The organism is Salipiger sp., assembly GCF_048261495.1.
Classification (GTDB): Bacteria; Pseudomonadota; Alphaproteobacteria; order Rhodobacterales; family Rhodobacteraceae; genus Salipiger.
Genome location: NZ_JBLXFX010000004.1, coordinates 124,592 through 142,169, shown reverse-complemented (window position 1 = coordinate 142,169; position 17,578 = coordinate 124,592). Strand labels below are relative to the sequence as shown.

Genomic DNA, 17,578 nt, shown 5'->3' with positions numbered 1-17,578 from the left:
ATGCGCGGAATCATCCGCGCCGGCGGCGTCCGCCGCCACGACGTCCGCCACCTTCGCCGCCGGAATCCGCGGGCTTGTTGAAGGCGATCCAGCCGCCGCCGTGCGGGTCCTGGTTGACCAGCAGGTTCGCGGCGCGGATGGCCGTCATCTCGGAACCGGGGCGGACCTTGGTCGAGCCGAGGCCGAAGAGCGTCACGAAGGTTTCGTCGTCGATATCGGCGGGCAGCACGATGCCCGCGGCCTCGACCGCCGCCTTCTTCTCGGCGATCGCCTTTTGCGTCACCGGCATCGCCACCGGGTTCATGATGGCCGAGGTCATGCCAGCCCCCATGGCCATCGGCAGGAAGGCGTTGTTGATGCCGTGGCGGTTCGGCAGGCCGAAGCTGACGTTGGAGGCGCCGCAGGTGGTGTTCACGCCCAGCTCGTCGCGCAGCTTGCGCACCAGGGCAAAGACCTGCTGGCCCGCCGTCGCCATGGCGCCGATGGGCATGACCAGCGGATCGACCACGATGTCATGGGCGGGAATGCCGAAATCGGCGGCCCGCTCGACGATCTTCTTCGCCACGGCGAAGCGCACTTCGGGATCTTCCGAAATGCCGGTGTCGTCGTTGGAAATCGCCACCACCGGCACGTTGTATTTCTTCACCAGTGGCAGGACCAGTTCCATCCGGTCTTCCTCGCCGGTGACCGAGTTGAGCAGGGGGCGGCCTTCGGCGGCCTGCAGCCCGGCCTCGAGCGCGCCGGGCACCGAGCTGTCGATGCAGAGCGGCACGTCCACCAGTCCCTGCACCAGCTCGATCATCCTGCGCATCAGGGGCGGTTCGGTCTCGTTCGGGTTGGGGTTTGAGTTGTAGACGACCCCCGCGTTGATATCGAGCACGTTGGCCCCGGCCAGCACCTGCGCCAGCGCGTCCTTTTCCACGGTCGAGAAATCGCCCGCTTCCAGTTCCGCCGCCAGCTTCTTGCGGCCGGTCGGGTTGATGCGTTCGCCGATCACGCAGAACGGCTGGTCGAAGCCGATGATCGCGGTCTTGGTCTTGGACTCGACAACGGTCCTGGTCATTGGGTGGTCTCTCCTGCAAGGCGCGCCAGCACATCCGGCAGCGCGTCATCATTGAAATCCTGTATGGTGATCGCGGCCCCCGCGGCGCGCAGCCGCGCGTCGTCCAGCCCCGACCGGATGCCGACCGCATGGGCGCCCGAAGCCGCCGCCGCGGCCATGCCGCTTTCGCTGTCCTCGAAGGCGATGCAATCCTGCGGGCGCAGGCCGAGGGCGCGCATCGCGACGAGATAGGGTTCGGGGTCGGGCTTGGCGCGGGTGCATTCGTCACCGATCACCACCGGGTCGAAGCGCGCGCGCAGACCGATGGCGTCGAGCATGTGAAGAGCGTTGGGGCGGGGGGCATTGGTCACCACCGCCGTCGCCCAGCCCCGCGTCGCGGCAAGGTCCAGCAGTGCCACGAGGCCCGGCATCGGCGCGGCGCCATCGCCCAGACGGTCGCGGAACATCGCTTCCTTGGCGTCCGAGAGGCCCTGCGCGTCCTCGCCGGGAAACAGTTTCGGAAAGCTGTCGAGATTGTGGGTGCCGTGGATGTCGGAGGCGTAGATCGCCGGGGTCAGAACGCGCCCGCGCGCCGCGAACATCTCGGCGAAGACCGCGTAGTGCAGCGGATCGGACATGAGCAGGGTGCCGTCGAGATCGAAAAGAAGTGCCTTGCTCATGCCGTTCCGATTTTACCTTATACCGCGCGGGCGGCGGGCAGGGCGGAGGCCCCGCCATGCGCGGCCGCCCACTCTGCGGATTGCGTGATCCCGCCGAGCGGGAAAAGATGGACCTGTGCCACCGGGAAGGCGGGATCGGCCGCCTTCAGCGCGGCAAGCTCGGCCACCAGTCCGGTCGGTTCGTATGGCATGACAAGCTTGGTCACGTCCATGGCGCGTTTCTGCAGCACCCGCAACGAGGGGCCGACGCCGCAGGCCACCGCGTACTTGATGAGGGTCTGGAGACGGGCCGGGCCGGCGATGCCGACGTGGACCGGCAGGCCGACACCCGCCGCATGCAGGCGGCGGGTCCAGTCGACGACGGGCGCCGCTTCGAAGGCGAACTGGGTGACCAGCGCCATCGCCGCATCGGTGCGCTCGGCGAAATCCTGCTTCCAGCGCGCGGCCTGCATGACCTGCGCCTCGCCCTCGGGGTCGATGTCGCGATTGCCCTCGGGGTGGCCGGCCACGTGCAGGCGGTCGAAACCCGCCCCGTCGAACAGCCCGGTTTCGAGAAGCTGCATGGAGGAGTGGAAATCGCCCCGGGGCTCTGCCACGCCCCCGGCGAGGATCAGCCCGCCGCGCACGTCCGCCTCGCCCTGGTAGCGGGCGATCCAGTCGGCGAGCATGGCCTTGTCGCGGATGATGCGGGCGGGGAAATGCGGCATCACCTCGAACCCGTCCGCCGCAAGACGGCGTGCGGTGCCCACCATGTCGTCGATCGGGGTGCCGTCGATATGGGCGATGTAGACACGGGTGCCTTCGGGCAGCAGGGCGCGGAAATCTTCCACCTTCGCGGCGGTGCGGGGCATCACCTCGATGGAATAGCCGGCGAGGAAACCCTCGATCCCGCCTTTGACGGAGGCCGGTTCAGCGCGCTTGCGGAAAGTCAAAAGGCCCATAAGGCTCTCCCATGTCATCGGGCGTCATGCCCAGCCATCGCTCGCGATCAGCGCCTTCAGGCGGTCCTGATCGTACTCAGCGTCGATCCGCGCCGCTTCGGCTTTCGCCACCGCGTCGGGATCGCCGTCCACCGGATAGGGAGGGGCCTTGCGCCATTCCGCGAGGTAGGCGTCGGTTTCCGCCGCCCCCACCTTCATGGCCGCGCGGTCGATCGCCTGCTCGAAGCGTTCCGGCAGCACCGCCTTGGCGCCGCGGCGACCCTTGCCCACGATGATCTGGGCCGGGATGTCGCGCCAGTAGACGATGGTGACGTCGGGCATGCTCTTGATTCCCCTTGTCCGGTAGGACCTGTTTAGCCGGGCCGCCGAAGGCGCCGGGGTCGGATTTCGACTTGTGGCGCGCGATGAGCGACGCCGCCACCCTATGCGGGATGGCCGGGGGCCGCCATGCCGCGGGGCGTGAAATATTCCAATGTAAATAATGAATGAAATTCAATCCTGCCCGGCGTTGTGCCGTTCCGCGCGGTCATGTAGCCTTGCGACATCCGGAAGCTACGGGGCGGAAACGGGCAGCGCATGGTCATCGCGGTAGACGCGCACAGGATCGCCTACATGGCGTTGCCCAAGGCGGGCTGTTCCACGGTCAAGGCGGCACTGGCGCAGATCGACCCGTCGGTGACGCTTCCCCCCGAGGACGAGCGCGACGTGATGACCTGGCACGGTCTTTATCCCACCGTCCGATTCCGCCCGCACCGCTGGGCGCAATACGGTGGCTACTGGCGCTTCTGCGTCGTGCGCGATCCGCTCAGGCGGCTGCTGTCGGTCTACACCAACCGCGTGGTGGAACGGCGCGACCTGCACAACTGCCGCAACATCCTGCGCGGGCGGGTCGATCTGCCGAAGGACCCTGACCCGGATTTCTTCTTCTGCAATCTCAAGGCCTACGTGGCCGCGTCTTCGGTCATCAAGCATCATGTGCTGCCGGCCTGGCTGTTCCTGGGGCCCGATCTCGGGGCCTACGACCGGGTGCTGAAGACCACCGAGCTTGCCTCGCTCGGCGAGGAACTGAGTGCGCGCAGCGGCCGGCCGGTGGAAATCCTGCGCGAGAACCGCAGCAGCCTGCAGTTGTCCTTCGACGATCTTGGCCCAGAGGCGCAGCGGGCGATCCGCGATCATCTTGCCGAAGAATATCGCTATCTGCGCGATTTCTACGCAAACCCCCTGGCCGAACCGGCGGCTGTCCCTTGCACGGGACCGTTGCGCCGCGTATCCTGATCCCAACTTCACATTCGGAAAGGCGCTCTGACCATGGCGCCAAGGCGTCCCAAAGGTGCGGGCGCGTTCCCGAGACCGGTAGAGAGCCCCGCGCCGCAACCGCCCGATCTTCATGCGCTCTATGCCGCGCTGGATCTGGGTACAAATTCTTGCCGCATGCTGATTGCCCAGCCCAAGGGCAGTCAGTTCCATGTCGTTGATTCCTTTTCCAAATCCGTCCAGCTCGGGCAGGGTCTGGAACACAGCGGCCGGTTGAGCCGCGCCTCGATGATGCGCACCATCGGGGCGATGCGGGTATGCCAGCAGAAGATCGCGCGTCACGAGGTGACGCGGATGCGTCTGGTGGCGACCGAGGCCTGCCGCCGCGCGCAGAACGCCCGCGATTTCATCCGCCAGGTCAAGCGCGAGACCGGGCTCGAACTGGAGATCATCCAGCCCGAGGAGGAGGCCCGCCTGGCGGTGATCTCCTGCGCGCCGCTGGTGTCGACCAAGACCGAACAGCTTCTGGTGGTGGATATCGGCGGCGGTTCGACGGAGCTGGTCTGGATCGACCTCTCCTCGGTGCCGCATCGCGACCGACCCCGCGCCATCATGCGGCTGCATGCCGGGTTCCATCCGCCCGAGAGCCCGTTTCCGGCGGCCAAGGTGGTCGACTGGATCTCGGTCCCGCTCGGCGTGGCGACGCTGCGCGACCAGTTTTCCGACGTGGACGACGATTCCGCGCGCTATGCGCTGATGAGCTGGTTCTTCGAGGAACATCTGTCGGAATTCGCGCCCTACAAGGATGTGCAGGCCCGCGAGGGGTTCCAGATCGTGGGGACCTCGGGCACGGTGACGACGGTCGCGGCCTCGCACCTCGGGCTGCGGCGCTACGACCGGACCAAGGTGGACGGGCTGCGCATGACCTCGGACCAGATCGACGCGGTGATCCAGCGCTACCTCGAGATGGGTCCGGCCGGGCGGCGGCGCGATCCGCGCATCGGACAGGATCGCCAGGCGCTGATCATGTCCGGGGCGGCGATCCTGCAGGCGCTGCTGCGGCTCTGGCCGACCGACAGGTTGTCGGTGGCGGATCGGGGATTGCGCGAGGGCCTGCTCTACGCGCAAATGTCGGCGGATGGCGTTCTCGAGGACGGGCCGCTATAGGGGAGACGATTTTTCGTCGGAAAATCGGGGGCTCTGCCCCGTCCGCGTGCCGCGGACTCCCCGGGATATTTGGGGCCAGAAGAAACACGGGGGCCTTGGAATGGCGAAGACACCTTCGGGAAAGAACACGTCGGGACGCGGTCAGCGCGATCTGAAGATCAAGGTCAAGACCGCGCGGGGGCGGACGCTGTCGTCGACCCGCTGGCTTCAGCGGCAGTTGAACGATCCCTATGTCAAGCGCGCCAAGGACGAGGGTTATCGCGGGCGCGCGGCGTTCAAGATACTGGAACTGGACGAGAAATTCGGATTTCTGAAGCCGGGCGCGCGGGTGGTCGACCTCGGCTGCGCGCCGGGGGGCTGGTGCCAGGTTGCGGTGCCGCGGGTCAATGCCCTGGGCGAGCGGTCGGGCAAGGCGCAGGGCTTCGTGCTGGGGGTCGATCTGCAGGAGGTGCTGCCGATCGCGGGGGCCGAGATCCATCAGCTCGATTTCATGGAGGACGGCGCCGACGACAAGGTAAAGGCCTGGCTCGGCGGGCGGGCCGACGTGGTGATGTCGGACATGGCGGCCTCGTCCTCGGGGCACAAGCAGACCGACCATTTGCGCATCATCGCGCTCTGCGAGGCGGCGGCGGAGCTGGCATTCGACGTGCTGGAGCCGGGCGGCACCTTTGTGGCCAAGGTTCTGGCGGGCGGGGCGGAGCAGGGGCTCCAGGCGCTTCTGAAGCAGCGTTTCGAGAAGGTGTCCAACGTGAAGCCGGCCGCGAGCCGGGCGGATTCCTCGGAGAAATTCGTGGTCGCGACCGGGTTTCGCGGCTGAGGCTCAGGGCTGCGGCGGGCGCCGGAACGACGCGGCGGCGGCTTCCTTGAACTGTTGCGCGAACCAGGGCGAGACCACCCGCTCCTGGTGGAAGGGCTGGCTGTCCCGTTGCACCATGTGCTGACGGTGCAGTTCGAACAGCCTGCTGCGCGCCTCTGCCGGCGCGGGCCTTGGCTGTAGGGTCGGCAGGATCTGCGGCACGGGTGTCTCCATCCTCACAGGGTGATCGGAAAATGGTTTCTAATCTGTGAATGCGGCGTCCCTGCAGCGAAATTCGGGCGGTTCCGGGCCCTCTTGCGTGCGGCCTCCGACTGCCGCAGTCTGGGCGCGGAAAGATCGGGGGGGACCATGCCGCTGAACATGCGCCGGGAGGTGTTCGTCACCTGCGCCGTCACCGGGTCCGGGGCGACCCAGGATCGCTCTCCCCATGTGCCGCGTTCGCCCCGGGAGATCGCCGGGAGCGCCATCGACGCGGCGAAGGCGGGGGCCGCCATCGTCCATTGCCACGTGCGCGACCCGGAGACCGGCGCGCCGTCGCGCGATCCGGCGCTGTACCGGGAACTGACCGAACGCATCCGCGATTCCGAGATCGACGTGGTGCTGAACCTCACCACCGGCATGGGCGGGGACCTGGTCTTCGGGCCTCCCGACGCGCCCCTGCCGTTGACTGCCGGCACCGACATGGCCCCGGCCGCGGAGCGGGTGGCGCCGATTGCCTCCTGTCTGCCGGAGATCTGCACGCTCGATTGCGGCACGATGAATTTCGCCGAGGCGGATTACGTGATGACCAACACGCCGGGGATGCTGCGCGCGATGGCGAGCGCGATCACCGCGCTCGGCGTGACGCCGGAGATCGAGTGTTTCGACACCGGGCATCTCTGGCTGGCGCGGAGACTGGCGGAGGAGGGCGTGCTGACCTCGCCGGCGCTGGTGCAGCTCTGCATGGGGGTGCCCTGGGGCGCGCCGGACGATCTGTCCACCTTCCTCGCCATGGCGCAGGCGGTGCCCCCGGACTGGACGTTTTCGGCATTTTCGCTGGGCCGGCACCAGATGCCCTACGTGGCCGCCTCGGTCCTGGCGGGGGGGCATGTGCGGGTCGGGCTTGAGGACAACCTGCATCTCGACCGCGGGGTGCTGGCCACCAATGCGCAACTGGTCGAGCGGGCCGTCGGCATCGTCGAGGCGCTCGGCGCGCGGATCATGGGGCCCGCGGAGGTGCGCGCCGCGCTCGGCCTGACCAAGCGCGCGCCGGTGGCGGCATGAGCGTGATCCTCTGCTACGGCGACAGCAACACCCACGGCACCATGCCGATGCGCGTGGCGGGCGTGTCGGAGCGGCATCCGCGCGGGGCGCGCTGGCCCGACGCGATGGCGCGGGCGCTGGGGCGCGACCATCAGGTTCTGTCCGAAGGCCTGCCGGGGCGGACCACCGTGCACGATGATCCCGTCGAGGGGGGAGAGCGCAATGGTCTCAAGCTCTTGTCGCCCGTTCTTCATTCTCACAAGCCGCTGGATCTGATGATCGTGATGCTGGGCACCAATGATCTGAAGAGCCGCTTTTCGGTGACCTCCTGGGAGATCGCGCGCTCGGTCGAGCGCATCGTCCTGGCCGCGCGCATCGAGGCGGTCTGCCGGGCCGAGATCATCGTCTGCCCCGCGCCGGTGCGGGAAACGGGAACGCTGGTCGATGTCTTCGCCGGGGCCGAGGCGCGTCAGGCCGGGCTGTCGCGGCACCTGCGGGCGGTGGCCGGGCGGCTCGGCTGCGCCTTCGTCGATGCGGGCGAGGTGGTAACGGTGTCGGAGCGGGATGGCGTCCATTGGGAGGCGGAGGATCATCTGCGCTTCGGCGAGGTCATGGCAGAGGCCGTCACGCGCAGCCTCGGAGCCCTGACATGAGGCGGGTCGCGGCACTGATCCTGCTGCTCGGGGCCTGTTCGGCAAAGCCTGTCGCACTGCCGCGCACCGAGATCCCCCTGCGCAACCCGACCGCGCAGGTCGCAAGCCAGGCGGATGCCGCGCTGTCGCGGCTTGCGGGCGGCTGGGTCGTGGTATCCGGCGCCGGTCTTGCGCCGGGGGACAGGCTGACATTCAGTCGCGATTTCATCGTTCTGGACGGCGTTTCTCTTCCTCTGCGCGAGGTGACGCCGGGGCGTCTGATGGTCGGTGAGGATGCACTGTGGGTTCACTGGCTCGACGCCGACAACCGCACCGCCGCGATGGGCGATCCCGCCGGAAGCCGGGTCTGGATCATGGACCGCACCGGCCGCCCCGGGGAGCGCCTCCGCGCCGCACGCGAGATCCTCGACTGGTACGGCTACGACCTCGCGCGGATGGAGGGCGGCTGATGCGGGCGGCGATCGTCGGCGGCGGGGTGATCGGCGGCGGATGGGCCGCGCGCTTTGCGGTGATGGGATGGGAGGTCAGGGTGTTCGACCCCGCGCCGGATGCCGAGGCGCGGCTTTCCCCGATCATGGAGGCCGCCGCGCGCGCGCTCCCCATGCTCTACGAAGCGCCGATGCCCGAACCGGGCGCGGTCAGCTATCACGCCGACCTTGCCGAGGCGGTGGAAGGGGCGGACTGGGTTCAGGAAAGCGTCCCGGAACGGCTCGACCTCAAACAGGCGGTCTGGCGCGAGATCCTCGATGCGGCGCCGCGCGGCGCGATGCTGGGGTCTTCGACGTCCGGGTTCCGGCCGGGCGAACTGCAGGAGGGGATGGGCTCCGAGGGCCGTATTCTCGTCGCGCATCCGTTCAATCCGGTCTATCTGCTGCCGCTGGTCGAACTGGTCGGATCCGCGAAGACCGACGCGGGACTCCTTGAAAAAGCATCGGAAATCCTGACCGGGATCGGCATGTACCCGCTACGGGTCCGGGCCGAGATCGACGCCCACATCGCCGACCGCCTGCTTGAAGCGGTCTGGCGCGAGGCGCTCTGGCTGGTGCGGGACGGGATCGCGACGACGGCAGAGATCGACGACGCGATCCGCATGGGCTTCGGTCTTCGGTGGGCGCAGATGGGCCTGTTCGAGACCTATCGCCTTGGCGGCGGAGAGGCAGGAATGCGCCATTTTCTCAAGCAGTTCGGTCCCTGTCTTCAACTGCCCTGGACGCGCCTGACCGAAGTGCCGGACTTTGATGACGCCCTCGTGGAAACCATTGCCGCGCAATCGGATGCCCAGTCCGGCGGTGTGACGATCCCGCAATTGGCACGCAGGCGCGACGACAACCTCGTCGCGATCCTGCGCGCGTTGAAGATGCAGGGCAACGCTGCCGGAGCGGTTCTGCGCGACCACGATGCCACGCTGCGCGGCAGGCTCGACGAGACCCTTCCGATGGTCACGGTCCGGCGCGTCGTGCCCGCCGACTGGACGGACACCAACGGCCACATGAACGAGGGGCGCTACGGGCAGATCTTCTCCGATGCGGCGGAGGAATTCATGCATCATGTCGGGGCGGATGCGGCCTATATCGCCGCCGGGCACAGCTATTTCACCGCCGAGACCACCATCCGCTACCTCGCCGAGACCCTGGCCGGAGAGCGGGTGCGCGTCGAAACGCGCGTGACGCTCGGAGAGGGGCGAAAGCTGCGCCTGGTCCACGAGATGCGCGGCGAAGCGGACGGCACGCTGCGCGCCGGTTGCGATCAGTTCCTGCTGCATGTCTCGCTCGACACGCGGCGATCCTGCCCGCCGCTGCCTGCCGTCGCAGCCGAGGTGGAGCGCATCGCGCGACTTCACGCAGGGGAAACACCCGTTCAGGGATAAAATTCCCGCTGCGGATGAAAATTCCGGCAATGACGCCGGTTTTTTTCGCGTCCGCGGCGGAAAACGCTCGCATGTCTCCGCGGAATGTTATGCAATTCAAATACTTGGGGGAATCTATCGAAATGGGGGGCTGATCCGGCCATGGCGCGCGATCTTTCACGTCTTCTCGGTCCGCGATCCGTGGCGATCTTCGGCTCCGGCGCCTGGTGCCGTTCGGTCATCGCCAACCTGCGCGCAATGGGGTTCGTCTGGGACATCTGGCCGGTCTCGGAGACGCAGCGCACGGTCGAGGGGATGCGCTGCTATCCGTCCGTCACCGCGCTTCCGGCGGCCCCCGATGCCGCGATGATCGGCCCGGATGTGCCGGGCACCGAGACGATCCTGATACAGCTTCGGGCACGCAACGCGGGCGGGGCCATCCTCGCCGGCGGGCCGGGCTCGGAGGCGCGCGGCGCGGCGGGCGACATGCCGGTTCTCGGGCCGGACAGCCTCGGGCTGCTCAACGCGCTGGACCGCACGGCGCTCTGGCCCGATGCGCACGGCCTTGCGCCGGTCAAGCGCGGGGTGGCGATCGTCGCGCAAGGTCCGGGGCTTGCTCGGGTTTTCTCCAGGCAACGCCGTGGCCTGCCGCTGGCCTGCCTGCTGTCGCCCGGCAGCGCCGCGGACTGGCACAAATGGGCCGAAGCGCTGCTGGCCGACGACCGGGTTTCGGCGCTCGGCCTCCAGATCGAGGCGGCGGGATCGGCCCGTGCGCTGCTGGCGCTCGGGGAGGTGGCACAGCGGCTGGGCAAGCCCGTGGTCGTGTTGCGCCCCGGTCGGGACGCGGGCGCCGTGGCGCAGATCGAGCGCGCCGGTTTCGCCTGCGTCACCACGCCGGAGTCCTTTGTCGAGACGCTCAAGATCCTGCACATGGCCGGTCCCTTGCCCGCCAATGCGCTGGCCGTTGCCTCGGTCTGCGAAGGGGCGACGACGACCGTTGCCGGCAGCGCCGCCGCGCGCGGGCTGACCTTTGCCCCCGTGGGAGAAACCCAGGCCGCGCGGCTCTCGAAAGTATTGGGAACCAGAGCTGCGGCCAGCAACCCTTTGGATTGCCGGTTTCTTTCCGATCTCCCGGTCGAGGAATCCGCCCGCGTCCTGTCGGAACTGATGACCGGCGGGGCGGTCTGCACGCTGGTGGTCGCGGATGCCCGCGGGAAGTCCGACCGTGCGCCCGACGTGGTGGTCGAGGCTGCGGTGGCGGCGCGCGAGAGGGTCGGCATGCCGATCGCGCTGGTGGCGCCGCTGTCCGACTCCCTGTCCGGGGAGGATTGCGCGGCGCTGATGGCGCGGGGGGTGATTCCGCTCATGGGTCTCGGCCCGGCGCTGGATGCGGTGCAGGCGGCAATCACCATCGGGGTCTCGTCCTGCCGGACCGGGCCGGTGATGATGCCGGTGCCCGAAGCGGCGCAGGGCGGCGTGCGGCTGTCGACCTCGGAGGCGCGCCTGGCGCTGGGATTGCCGGTCCACCGGCGCGACGGCGCGGTACATGGCGCGGTGGCGCTGGACGTCAGGGTGCTGGCCGATCCCGAATACGGCTACGTGCTGAGCCTGCGCGAACGCCGCCAGGATCCCCGCGGCACCGCCGGACCCGAGGTATGTGCCTTGCTTCCTCTCGCCGACCGGGAGATAGAGACCCTGCTGGCGCGGCTGGGGCTGCCGTCGGGAGGGAATGCGGTTGTCCAGGCCGTGCGTGCGGTGCAGGATTACCTCGAGGCGCAGCTCGGCCGGGTTGCGGAACTCGAGATATCGCCCCTGTTCCTCACGGCAGAGCGTGCGGCGGCTGGCGAAGTGCGCATTCACGTGGCCCCTGCAGTCAGCGGGGGCTGACCACGCAAGGGGACACGACATGAACGAAAAAGCCTTTCTCACCAGCCTGTTCCGGGCCGCAGTCGATGCGGCCGACCCGGAGCTTGCGCTGCGCGCGGCGCTGCCCGCGAAGCCGCGGGGCCGCACGGTGGTGATCGGGCTCGGCAAGGGGGCCGCGCAGCTTGCCGCCGCGTTCGAGCGTCTCTGGGACGGCCCCGTCGAAGGGCTTGTGGTGACGCGCTACGGCTACGCGACGCCCTGCAAGCACCTGCGCGTGATGGAGGCATCGCACCCGGTTCCCGACGCGGCGGGGCTGGAGGCCTCCGAAGCGCTGTTCGACGTGGTGCGCGACCTGACCGAGGATGACCTCGTGGTGGCGCTGGTCTGCGGCGGCGGCTCGGCCCTGCTGCCGTCGCCGCCCGAGGGGCTGACGCTGGCGGATGAGCAGGCGCTGAACCGCGCGCTGCTGGCCTCGGGCGCGCCCATCGGGGTGATGAACGCCATCCGCAAACATGCCAGCCGCATCAAGGGCGGCCGGCTTGCGGCGGCCTGCGCGCCTGCGCGGGTGGTCAGCCTCGTGGTTTCGGACGTGCCGGGCGACGATCCGGCGCAGGTCGCCTCGGGTCCGACGGTGCCCGACGCGGTCGACGCAGAGGCGGCGCTGGCGCTGATAAAGGCCTGGAAGATCACGCTTCCCCAGAACATCCTCGACCATATCGCGAGCGAGGCTTCGGCCGCGCCGCATCCCTCGGACGCCTGTTTCGCGCGCAACGAGGTGCGGGTCGTGGCCTCGGCCCGGCTGTCGCTCGAAGCGGCGGCGGCCGCGGCCGAGGCGGCGGGCACCCCGGCGGTGATCCTGTCCGACGCGATCGAGGGCGAGGCCCGCGACGTGGGTCTGGTCCATGCGGCGATGGCGCGCGAGGTGGTGTCGCGCGGCCGGCCCTTCACGCCGCCGCTGGTCATGCTCTCGGGCGGCGAGACGACCGTGACCCTGCGGGGCGACGGCGGGCGCGGCGGGCGCAACACCGAATTCCTGCTGGCCTTTGCCCATGCCATCGACGGGGTCGGCGGCATCCACGCCATCGCGGCGGATACCGACGGCATCGACGGGACCGAGGACAACGCCGGTGCCTTTGCCGACGGCACCAGCGCGGCGCGGCTGCGTGCGGCCGGGGGTGACACGATGGAGGCGCTGTCCCGCAATGACGCCTGGGGCGCCTTCGACATGCTGGGCGATCTGTTCGTTCCGGGGCCCACCGGGACGAATGTCAACGATTTCAGGGCGGTGCTGATCGACGCCTGAGCCCTCGGGGCAGGGCGCCGGCGCAATCCCGTCACCTGTCGCACCCTCCTGCCTGCCGTATCCCGGCAGGCAGGAGGGTGCGATGGCGATGGTCCGTCGACCGGGACGCGGTCAGCGCCGCCGCATCAGCAGGCCCGCCGCAACGATCACGGCCAGCGCGGCGAGCATCGGCAGCGTTTCGCCGCCGTGGGGATGCAGGTGCACGGCGCCCGCCTCATGGGCGGCGGCGGGGGCGGCGGCGATCAGGCCGGGCAGAAGGGTGAGGCGTTTCATAGGTCGATCTCCTGTTTGCGTTTCGCGAGAAAGTCGCGGATGTCGAGAAGGGATTTCTCCTCCATCGAGACGTAGACCAGCGCCATGTTGGTGCGCTCGGTCACCATCTCTCCGGGGAAAGGCAGGTAGCTGAGTTCGCGCGACCCGAAGGAGGGCGAGGCGGTCCCGACCTGCCATTCGGTCCTGAGTTCCACATCCACCAGCTTCAGCGCCTTGGCGCCGCCGGTTCCGGGACGCTCGAAGGGGACACCGGCCAGCTTGAGATAGCTGGTCTTGTCCCTTGCGGTGACGAACCCGTCGATGAACTGCGCGGCGAGGACCTGAAGGTCCGCCGCCTCGTCATGGTCGTGCATGTGCGAATGCAGGTGGTCGGCGTCGTGGCTGTGGTTGTGGTCGTGCGGGTGGTGATGGTGGTGGTGGCCCTGCGGGCCGTGGTGGTGGTGATCATGCGGCATGCTCATGCTCCGAACTCAGAGAGGAGGGGCGGGCGGAGAGATGGCGCCCTGCATCCGGCCTCAGAAATGCGGCTTGGGGTTGGACCAGCGCTTGCCCTCGAACTCTCCGTGCGGAATGCTCACCGGCTTGTCGATATGGGCCTTGTGCGCCCCGAGCTTGCCCGCCGCCGTCATCGAGCCGAGCACGTCCACGATCACCCGCGTTCCCATCAGCGCCGTGATGTCGGAGGTGTCGTAGGGCGGCGAGACCTCGACCAGTTCCATGCCGCAGAGCCCCTCGGCCGCGACCTTGGAGGCCAGCGCCAGCGCCTCGCGCGGGAGGAAACCGCCGGGTTCGGGCCAGCCGGTGCCGGGCACGAAGCCGCAGTCGATGCTGTCGATGTCGAAGGACATGTAGACCATGTCGACCCCGTCCCAGGCCATCTCCAGCGCCATCTCTGCGGTCTTGTCGATGCCCATCTTCTCCATGTCGGACATGGTGATGATGTTGGTCTCGCGCTCGCGCGCGACCTTCACCGCCTCGCGCGGAACCTGCCAGCCGCCGATGCCGACCTGCACGAGGTTCTTGGCGGGCACGTTGGGCAGCAGGGTCGAATGGAACCACGGGGTGGTGTGCATCCGCTCGTCGAGATCCTTTTCCTGGATGTCGGCGTGGCGGTCGAAATGCACGATGCCGATCTTTTTCGAGGTGCATTCCGCGATGCCGCGCACGCAGGGAAAGCCGATGGAATGATCGCCGCCGATCATGATCGGGAAGCTTCCCGAGGAAAACACATGCGACACGGCGCGGCTGATCTGGTCGAAGCTCTTTTCCAGATTGGCCGGGATGGTGAACACGTCGCCCGCGTCGCACAGCGTCATCTGTTCGCGCAGGTCCACGCCCATCTCGTAGTTGTAGGGCGTGTAGAGCGCCGAGATCTTGCGCACCCCCTGCGGACCGAAGCGGGTGCCCGGCCGGTAGGTCGTGCCGCCGTCGAAGGGAATGCCGAGCACGGTGGCGTCGTAATGCGCCACCTCCAGCACGTCCTCGGCATATGGCGCCTTGAGAAAGGTGTTGATGCCGGAATAATGCGGCAGCTCGCCGCGCGCGAAGGTCGGGATCGACTTGTCGTCGATGCTTTCCGCCCCGGTCAGGCCCATGCGCAGCGCCCAGCGGCGTTCCTCGTCCCAGCGGCCTTCGGGAAGGCCGGCCTCGGCCTGCATGGCCTTCCAGCCGCGCAGCTTGGTCAGGTCCGGATGGTGCAGCCGGGCCTCCTCGCGGCAATGATCCGCAGGGTGGTGCGACCGGGAGCGGTCACGCGGGATCGGGAACATGGGTATCCTCCGTCATTGTCTTCATGGTCTGGTAGGGGAAGCCGCCGTTGCGGGCGTCGAAGTCGTAGGTGATGGTGGCGCCGTAGGCCTCGGGCTGGATCGGGTCCCAGCGCGGCTTGTCGAAGACGATGACCCGGTCGCCCAGCTTGAACCCCTCGTGCAGGTCGTGGGTGACCATGAACACGGTCATCGCGGTCTCGCGCCGCAGCTCCATCAGGAAATCGTGCATCGACAGCCGCGTGCCGGGATCGAGCGCGCCGAAGGGTTCGTCGAGCAGCAGGATGCGCGGCTTGGCGGTCAGCGCCTGCCCGATGGCGAGGCGCTGCTGCATCCCCCCCGACAGGGCGGCGGGATAGGCGTCGGCCACATGCGACAGGCCGATGCGTTCGAGCGTGGCATCGGCGCGCTTGCGGGCGGCGCGCGACTCGGCCCCGCGCAACCGGCCCCATGTGCGGCGAAAGGTTTCGCCCGCCACGATGTTCTCGCGCACGGTCATGTGCGGAAAGACCGAGTATTTCTGGAACACCACGCCGCGCTCCAGCCCCGGTTCGACCGCGGGCGGGTTGCCGTCGATCGAGATGGTGCCGCGCGTCGGCACCTCCTGCGCCAGCAGCAGCCGCAGAAAGGTGGACTTGCCGCAGCCCGAGGCGCCGACGATGGAGATGAACTCTCCCTCGTCGACCGACAGCGAGACACGTTCGAGGATGGGCCGGGGGCCGTAGCTCTGGAAGATGTTGTCGACGGTGACGAAGCTCATGTCACAGCCCCTTTCCGGCCCAGGGAAAGAGCCTGTGGGTCAGGTGCTTCAGCGCGAGGTCGATGATGAAGGCGAGGAAGGTGATCCAGAGCACGTAGGTCAGGATGACGTCCATCGCGAGGTAGCGGCGCACGAGAAAGATCCGGTAGCCGAGCCCGAGATCCGAGGCGATGGCCTCGGCCGCGATCAGGAACAGCCAGGCCGGGCCCAGCGACAGGCGGATCGCCTGCAGCAGGCGGGGCAGGATCTGGGGCAGGGCGACGCGCAGCGCGATGACCCCGGTCGAGGCACCGAGGGTTTCGGCCTTGACGATCATCTCGCGCGGGATGTCGAGCACCCGTTGCGACAGGTCGCGGATCAGGAAGGGCGTGATGCCGATGACGATCAGCACGACCTTGGACAATTCCCCGAGGCCGAAGACGATGAACAGGATCGGCAGCAGCGCCAGCGGCGGCACCATCGAGATCACCGCGACCACCCCGGCGAACCCGGCCCGCATGTGCGGCAGCAGCCCGATCAGCAGCCCGAAGACGAGGCCGATCAGCGACGACACCCCGACCCCCAGCGCCAGCCGCCTGAGGCTCACGGCGGTGTCGTACCAGAGCAGCACCCGCCCAGACCGCTTGTCGGGTTCGGTGAACAGCCGCGCGGCGGTGTCGGCGATGGTGCCGGGGGCGGGCAGCAGCTTGTCCGCGGGATTGGCGGACAGGCGGATGTCGGACCCGATCATGTAGGCCACCACGATCAGCGCGAAGGGCAGCAGCGCGAGAAAGGCGGCAAGCGTGCGGGGCGGGGTGCGGTTGACGAGGCGCATGGCGTCTCCGGGCATGGGACGGAAGGCGGTGCCGGCGCGGAGGGGGGCCCTCCGCGACCGGGATCAGAGGGCGCCGTCGGCGGCCATCTGCATGTAGGTGGTGTCGAAGCGGAAGGTGACGTTGCCGGCATCCCCCGTCGTCACCTCGCCGGGATAGGCGATGCCGACGAAATCGGCCGAGGGCGCGCCTTCGCCGAGGATGCCCTTGTCGAACAGGAATTCCGCGACGTTGGTCATGGTCCCGGGCAGTTCCGCGCCCGAGGCGAAGGCCACGGCGGCGGCGGGGTCGTAGAACATCGCCGTCGCGGCGAGCTGCGCCTTGTAGCCGTCCAGATCGGTGCCCGAGGCTTCGGCCATGGCGGTCAGCGCCGCCTCGTCGCCCGCGGCCATGAGGCCCATGACCTCGTACCAGGCCCCGGTGAGCGCCTTGCCGAAGGCGGGGTTGTCGGCCAGCGTTTCGGTGTTCACCACCATCAGGTCGATGATCTCGCCGGGGATGTCGGCGCTGTCGAACAGCTTCTTCGCGTCCGGATCCTCGAGGATCGCGGCCACCAGCGGGTTCCAGGTCACCACCGCCTGCACGTCGTCGGTCTGGAAGGCGGCGATCATGTCGGCATCCGAGGTGTTGATGACCCCGCCGAGATCGCTCTCGGACAGGCCCTTGGAATCGAGCGCGCGGGCCAGCAGGTAATGCGACACCGAAAGCTCGACCAGGTTCACCGGCTGTCCGACGAGCGAGGAAAGGCTGCCGTCGCCCTTCACGATCACCGCGTCGTTGCCGTTGGAATAATCCCCGACGATCAGCGCCGTGGTGTCGACGCCGCCGCCCGCGGGGATCGACAGCGTGTCCATGTTGGTCGCCGACACGCCGTCGAAGGCGCCGGCGGTGTACTGGTTGATCGATTCCACGTAGTCGTTGATCTGCACGATCTCGACGTCGATGCCGTATTTCTCGGCCCATTTGTCCATGATGCCGGAGGTTTCGAGATAGCCCCAGGGCATCCAGCCCACGTAGATCGACCAGGCGACCTTGAAGTCGGTCTTCTCCTCGGCGGTTGCGGGTGAAAGTCCGGCGGCAAGCACCCCGAGCGAGAGGGCGGTGGCATTCAGAAATCTGGTCATGGTCGTCCCCGTTGGTCAGCGTCCCGCCGTCT

General features: G+C 68.4%; 20 protein-coding genes. 9 read left to right on the top strand and 11 right to left on the bottom strand.

Annotation, left to right across the window (positions count from 1 at the left end):
* Positions 1-10 precede the first annotated feature (10 nt).
* The 4 genes from ACN0RJ_RS09890 to ACN0RJ_RS09875 are packed head-to-tail and all read right to left on the bottom strand — an operon-like array spanning position 11 to position 2,984.
* Positions 11-1,063 carry a methyltetrahydrofolate cobalamin methyltransferase gene (locus ACN0RJ_RS09890; RefSeq protein ID WP_417724147.1) on the bottom strand — a complete coding sequence of 351 codons (1,053 nt, stop codon included), beginning with the start codon at positions 1,061-1,063 and terminating at the stop codon, positions 11-13.
* A complete protein-coding gene (locus ACN0RJ_RS09885; RefSeq protein ID WP_417724146.1) occupies positions 1,060-1,722 on the bottom strand; it encodes an HAD family hydrolase in 663 nt (220 codons plus the stop codon). Before ACN0RJ_RS09885 ends, ACN0RJ_RS09890 begins: the two co-directional genes overlap by 4 nt.
* A 17-nt stretch (positions 1,723-1,739) precedes the next feature.
* Positions 1,740-2,663, bottom strand: coding sequence for a methylenetetrahydrofolate reductase (locus ACN0RJ_RS09880; protein ID WP_417724145.1), 924 nt, complete (start codon positions 2,661-2,663; stop codon positions 1,740-1,742).
* Between the two features lie 24 nt (positions 2,664-2,687).
* Positions 2,688-2,984 (bottom strand): virulence factor, encoded by a 297-nt coding sequence (locus ACN0RJ_RS09875; protein ID WP_417719097.1) that lies wholly within the window; start codon positions 2,982-2,984, stop codon positions 2,688-2,690.
* Between the two features lie 255 nt (positions 2,985-3,239).
* Between ACN0RJ_RS09875 and ACN0RJ_RS09870 the strand changes: the two genes are divergently transcribed.
* The 3 genes from ACN0RJ_RS09870 to ACN0RJ_RS09860 all read left to right on the top strand — a co-directional run bounded on the left by ACN0RJ_RS09870 (position 3,240) and on the right by ACN0RJ_RS09860 (position 5,901).
* Positions 3,240-3,938, top strand: a complete 699-nt coding sequence (locus tag ACN0RJ_RS09870; RefSeq protein WP_417719098.1) for a sulfotransferase family 2 domain-containing protein — start codon at positions 3,240-3,242, stop codon at positions 3,936-3,938.
* 33 nt (positions 3,939-3,971) lie between these two features.
* Positions 3,972-5,084 (top strand): Ppx/GppA phosphatase family protein, encoded by a 1,113-nt coding sequence (locus tag ACN0RJ_RS09865; RefSeq protein ID WP_417719099.1) that lies wholly within the window; start codon positions 3,972-3,974, stop codon positions 5,082-5,084.
* Positions 5,085-5,184: 100 nt separating this feature from the next.
* Entirely contained in the window at positions 5,185-5,901 is a 717-nt protein-coding gene (locus tag ACN0RJ_RS09860) for an RlmE family RNA methyltransferase (RefSeq protein WP_417724144.1), read from the top strand.
* Positions 5,902-5,904: 3 nt separating this feature from the next.
* On the opposite strand, the gene ACN0RJ_RS09855 is transcribed toward ACN0RJ_RS09860, so the two are convergent.
* Positions 5,905-6,114 (bottom strand): hypothetical protein, encoded by a 210-nt coding sequence (locus tag ACN0RJ_RS09855; protein WP_417719101.1) that lies wholly within the window; start codon positions 6,112-6,114, stop codon positions 5,905-5,907.
* Positions 6,115-6,249: 135 nt separating this feature from the next.
* On the opposite strand from ACN0RJ_RS09855, the gene ACN0RJ_RS09850 reads away from it, so the two are divergent.
* The 6 genes from ACN0RJ_RS09850 to ACN0RJ_RS09825 all read left to right on the top strand — a co-directional run bounded on the left by ACN0RJ_RS09850 (position 6,250) and on the right by ACN0RJ_RS09825 (position 12,811).
* A complete protein-coding gene (locus ACN0RJ_RS09850) occupies positions 6,250-7,164 on the top strand; it encodes a 3-keto-5-aminohexanoate cleavage protein (RefSeq protein WP_417724143.1) in 915 nt (304 codons plus the stop codon).
* Complete coding sequence (locus tag ACN0RJ_RS09845; protein ID WP_417724142.1) at positions 7,161-7,796, top strand: SGNH/GDSL hydrolase family protein; 636 nt, start codon at positions 7,161-7,163, stop codon at positions 7,794-7,796. The genes ACN0RJ_RS09850 and ACN0RJ_RS09845 overlap by 4 nt, the downstream gene beginning before the upstream one ends.
* Complete coding sequence (locus ACN0RJ_RS09840) at positions 7,793-8,245, top strand: lipocalin (protein ID WP_417719104.1); 453 nt, start codon at positions 7,793-7,795, stop codon at positions 8,243-8,245. The genes ACN0RJ_RS09845 and ACN0RJ_RS09840 overlap by 4 nt, the downstream gene beginning before the upstream one ends.
* A complete protein-coding gene (locus tag ACN0RJ_RS09835) occupies positions 8,245-9,663 on the top strand; it encodes a carnitine 3-dehydrogenase (protein ID WP_417724141.1) in 1,419 nt (472 codons plus the stop codon). The genes ACN0RJ_RS09840 and ACN0RJ_RS09835 overlap by 1 nt, the downstream gene beginning before the upstream one ends.
* Before the next feature lie 141 nt (positions 9,664-9,804).
* Complete coding sequence (locus ACN0RJ_RS09830; protein ID WP_417724140.1) at positions 9,805-11,529, top strand: CoA-binding protein; 1,725 nt, start codon at positions 9,805-9,807, stop codon at positions 11,527-11,529.
* Positions 11,530-11,548: 19 nt separating this feature from the next.
* Positions 11,549-12,811 carry a glycerate kinase type-2 family protein gene (locus ACN0RJ_RS09825; protein ID WP_417724139.1) on the top strand — a complete coding sequence of 421 codons (1,263 nt, stop codon included), beginning with the start codon at positions 11,549-11,551 and terminating at the stop codon, positions 12,809-12,811.
* A gap of 111 nt (positions 12,812-12,922) precedes the next feature.
* Here ACN0RJ_RS09825 and ACN0RJ_RS09820 read toward each other — a convergent pair whose 3' ends face one another.
* From ACN0RJ_RS09820 to ACN0RJ_RS09795, 6 genes are all read right to left on the bottom strand, one after another.
* Positions 12,923-13,084 carry a peptidase M23 gene (locus ACN0RJ_RS09820; RefSeq protein ID WP_417719108.1) on the bottom strand — a complete coding sequence of 54 codons (162 nt, stop codon included), beginning with the start codon at positions 13,082-13,084 and terminating at the stop codon, positions 12,923-12,925.
* Entirely contained in the window at positions 13,081-13,545 is a 465-nt protein-coding gene (locus tag ACN0RJ_RS09815) for a hypothetical protein (protein WP_417724138.1), read from the bottom strand. Before ACN0RJ_RS09815 ends, ACN0RJ_RS09820 begins: the two co-directional genes overlap by 4 nt.
* Positions 13,546-13,599: 54 nt before the next feature.
* Positions 13,600-14,853 carry an agmatinase family protein gene (locus ACN0RJ_RS09810; RefSeq protein WP_417719110.1) on the bottom strand — a complete coding sequence of 418 codons (1,254 nt, stop codon included), beginning with the start codon at positions 14,851-14,853 and terminating at the stop codon, positions 13,600-13,602.
* A complete protein-coding gene (locus tag ACN0RJ_RS09805) occupies positions 14,834-15,610 on the bottom strand; it encodes an ABC transporter ATP-binding protein (RefSeq protein WP_417724137.1) in 777 nt (258 codons plus the stop codon). The genes ACN0RJ_RS09810 and ACN0RJ_RS09805 overlap by 20 nt, the downstream gene beginning before the upstream one ends.
* Position 15,611: 1 nt before the next feature.
* Positions 15,612-16,424, bottom strand: coding sequence for an ABC transporter permease (locus ACN0RJ_RS09800; protein ID WP_417719112.1), 813 nt, complete (start codon positions 16,422-16,424; stop codon positions 15,612-15,614).
* Positions 16,425-16,487: 63 nt separating this feature from the next.
* Positions 16,488-17,546: a putative urea ABC transporter substrate-binding protein gene (locus ACN0RJ_RS09795; protein ID WP_417724136.1), complete on the bottom strand. Its 1,059-nt coding sequence runs from the start codon at positions 17,544-17,546 to the stop codon at positions 16,488-16,490.
* Positions 17,547-17,578 lie beyond the last annotated feature (32 nt).

Bases quoted from the DNA above. Each gene is read 5' to 3' on its own strand.
- ACN0RJ_RS09870 (WP_417719098.1), top strand. From the start codon at position 3,240: ATGGTCATCGCGGTAGACGCGCACAGGATCGCCTACATGGCGTTGCCC.
- ACN0RJ_RS09875 (WP_417719097.1), bottom strand. From the start codon at position 2,984: ATGCCCGACGTCACCATCGTCTACTGGCGCGACATCCCGGCCCAGATC.
- ACN0RJ_RS09815 (WP_417724138.1), bottom strand. From the start codon at position 13,545: ATGAGCATGCCGCATGATCACCACCACCACGGCCCGCAGGGCCACCAC.
- ACN0RJ_RS09835 (WP_417724141.1), top strand. From the start codon at position 8,245: ATGCGGGCGGCGATCGTCGGCGGCGGGGTGATCGGCGGCGGATGGGCC.
- ACN0RJ_RS09830 (WP_417724140.1), top strand. From the start codon at position 9,805: ATGGCGCGCGATCTTTCACGTCTTCTCGGTCCGCGATCCGTGGCGATC.
- ACN0RJ_RS09880 (WP_417724145.1), bottom strand. From the start codon at position 2,663: ATGGGCCTTTTGACTTTCCGCAAGCGCGCTGAACCGGCCTCCGTCAAA.
- ACN0RJ_RS09825 (WP_417724139.1), top strand. From the start codon at position 11,549: ATGAACGAAAAAGCCTTTCTCACCAGCCTGTTCCGGGCCGCAGTCGAT.
- ACN0RJ_RS09805 (WP_417724137.1), bottom strand. From the start codon at position 15,610: ATGAGCTTCGTCACCGTCGACAACATCTTCCAGAGCTACGGCCCCCGG.
- ACN0RJ_RS09885 (WP_417724146.1), bottom strand. From the start codon at position 1,722: ATGAGCAAGGCACTTCTTTTCGATCTCGACGGCACCCTGCTCATGTCC.
- ACN0RJ_RS09890 (WP_417724147.1), bottom strand. From the start codon at position 1,063: ATGACCAGGACCGTTGTCGAGTCCAAGACCAAGACCGCGATCATCGGC.
- ACN0RJ_RS09855 (WP_417719101.1), bottom strand. From the start codon at position 6,114: ATGGAGACACCCGTGCCGCAGATCCTGCCGACCCTACAGCCAAGGCCC.
- ACN0RJ_RS09800 (WP_417719112.1), bottom strand. From the start codon at position 16,424: ATGCGCCTCGTCAACCGCACCCCGCCCCGCACGCTTGCCGCCTTTCTC.
- ACN0RJ_RS09845 (WP_417724142.1), top strand. From the start codon at position 7,161: ATGAGCGTGATCCTCTGCTACGGCGACAGCAACACCCACGGCACCATG.
- ACN0RJ_RS09860 (WP_417724144.1), top strand. From the start codon at position 5,185: ATGGCGAAGACACCTTCGGGAAAGAACACGTCGGGACGCGGTCAGCGC.
- ACN0RJ_RS09820 (WP_417719108.1), bottom strand. From the start codon at position 13,084: ATGAAACGCCTCACCCTTCTGCCCGGCCTGATCGCCGCCGCCCCCGCC.
- ACN0RJ_RS09850 (WP_417724143.1), top strand. From the start codon at position 6,250: ATGCCGCTGAACATGCGCCGGGAGGTGTTCGTCACCTGCGCCGTCACC.
- ACN0RJ_RS09840 (WP_417719104.1), top strand. From the start codon at position 7,793: ATGAGGCGGGTCGCGGCACTGATCCTGCTGCTCGGGGCCTGTTCGGCA.
- ACN0RJ_RS09810 (WP_417719110.1), bottom strand. From the start codon at position 14,853: ATGTTCCCGATCCCGCGTGACCGCTCCCGGTCGCACCACCCTGCGGAT.
- ACN0RJ_RS09865 (WP_417719099.1), top strand. From the start codon at position 3,972: ATGGCGCCAAGGCGTCCCAAAGGTGCGGGCGCGTTCCCGAGACCGGTA.
- ACN0RJ_RS09795 (WP_417724136.1), bottom strand. From the start codon at position 17,546: ATGACCAGATTTCTGAATGCCACCGCCCTCTCGCTCGGGGTGCTTGCC.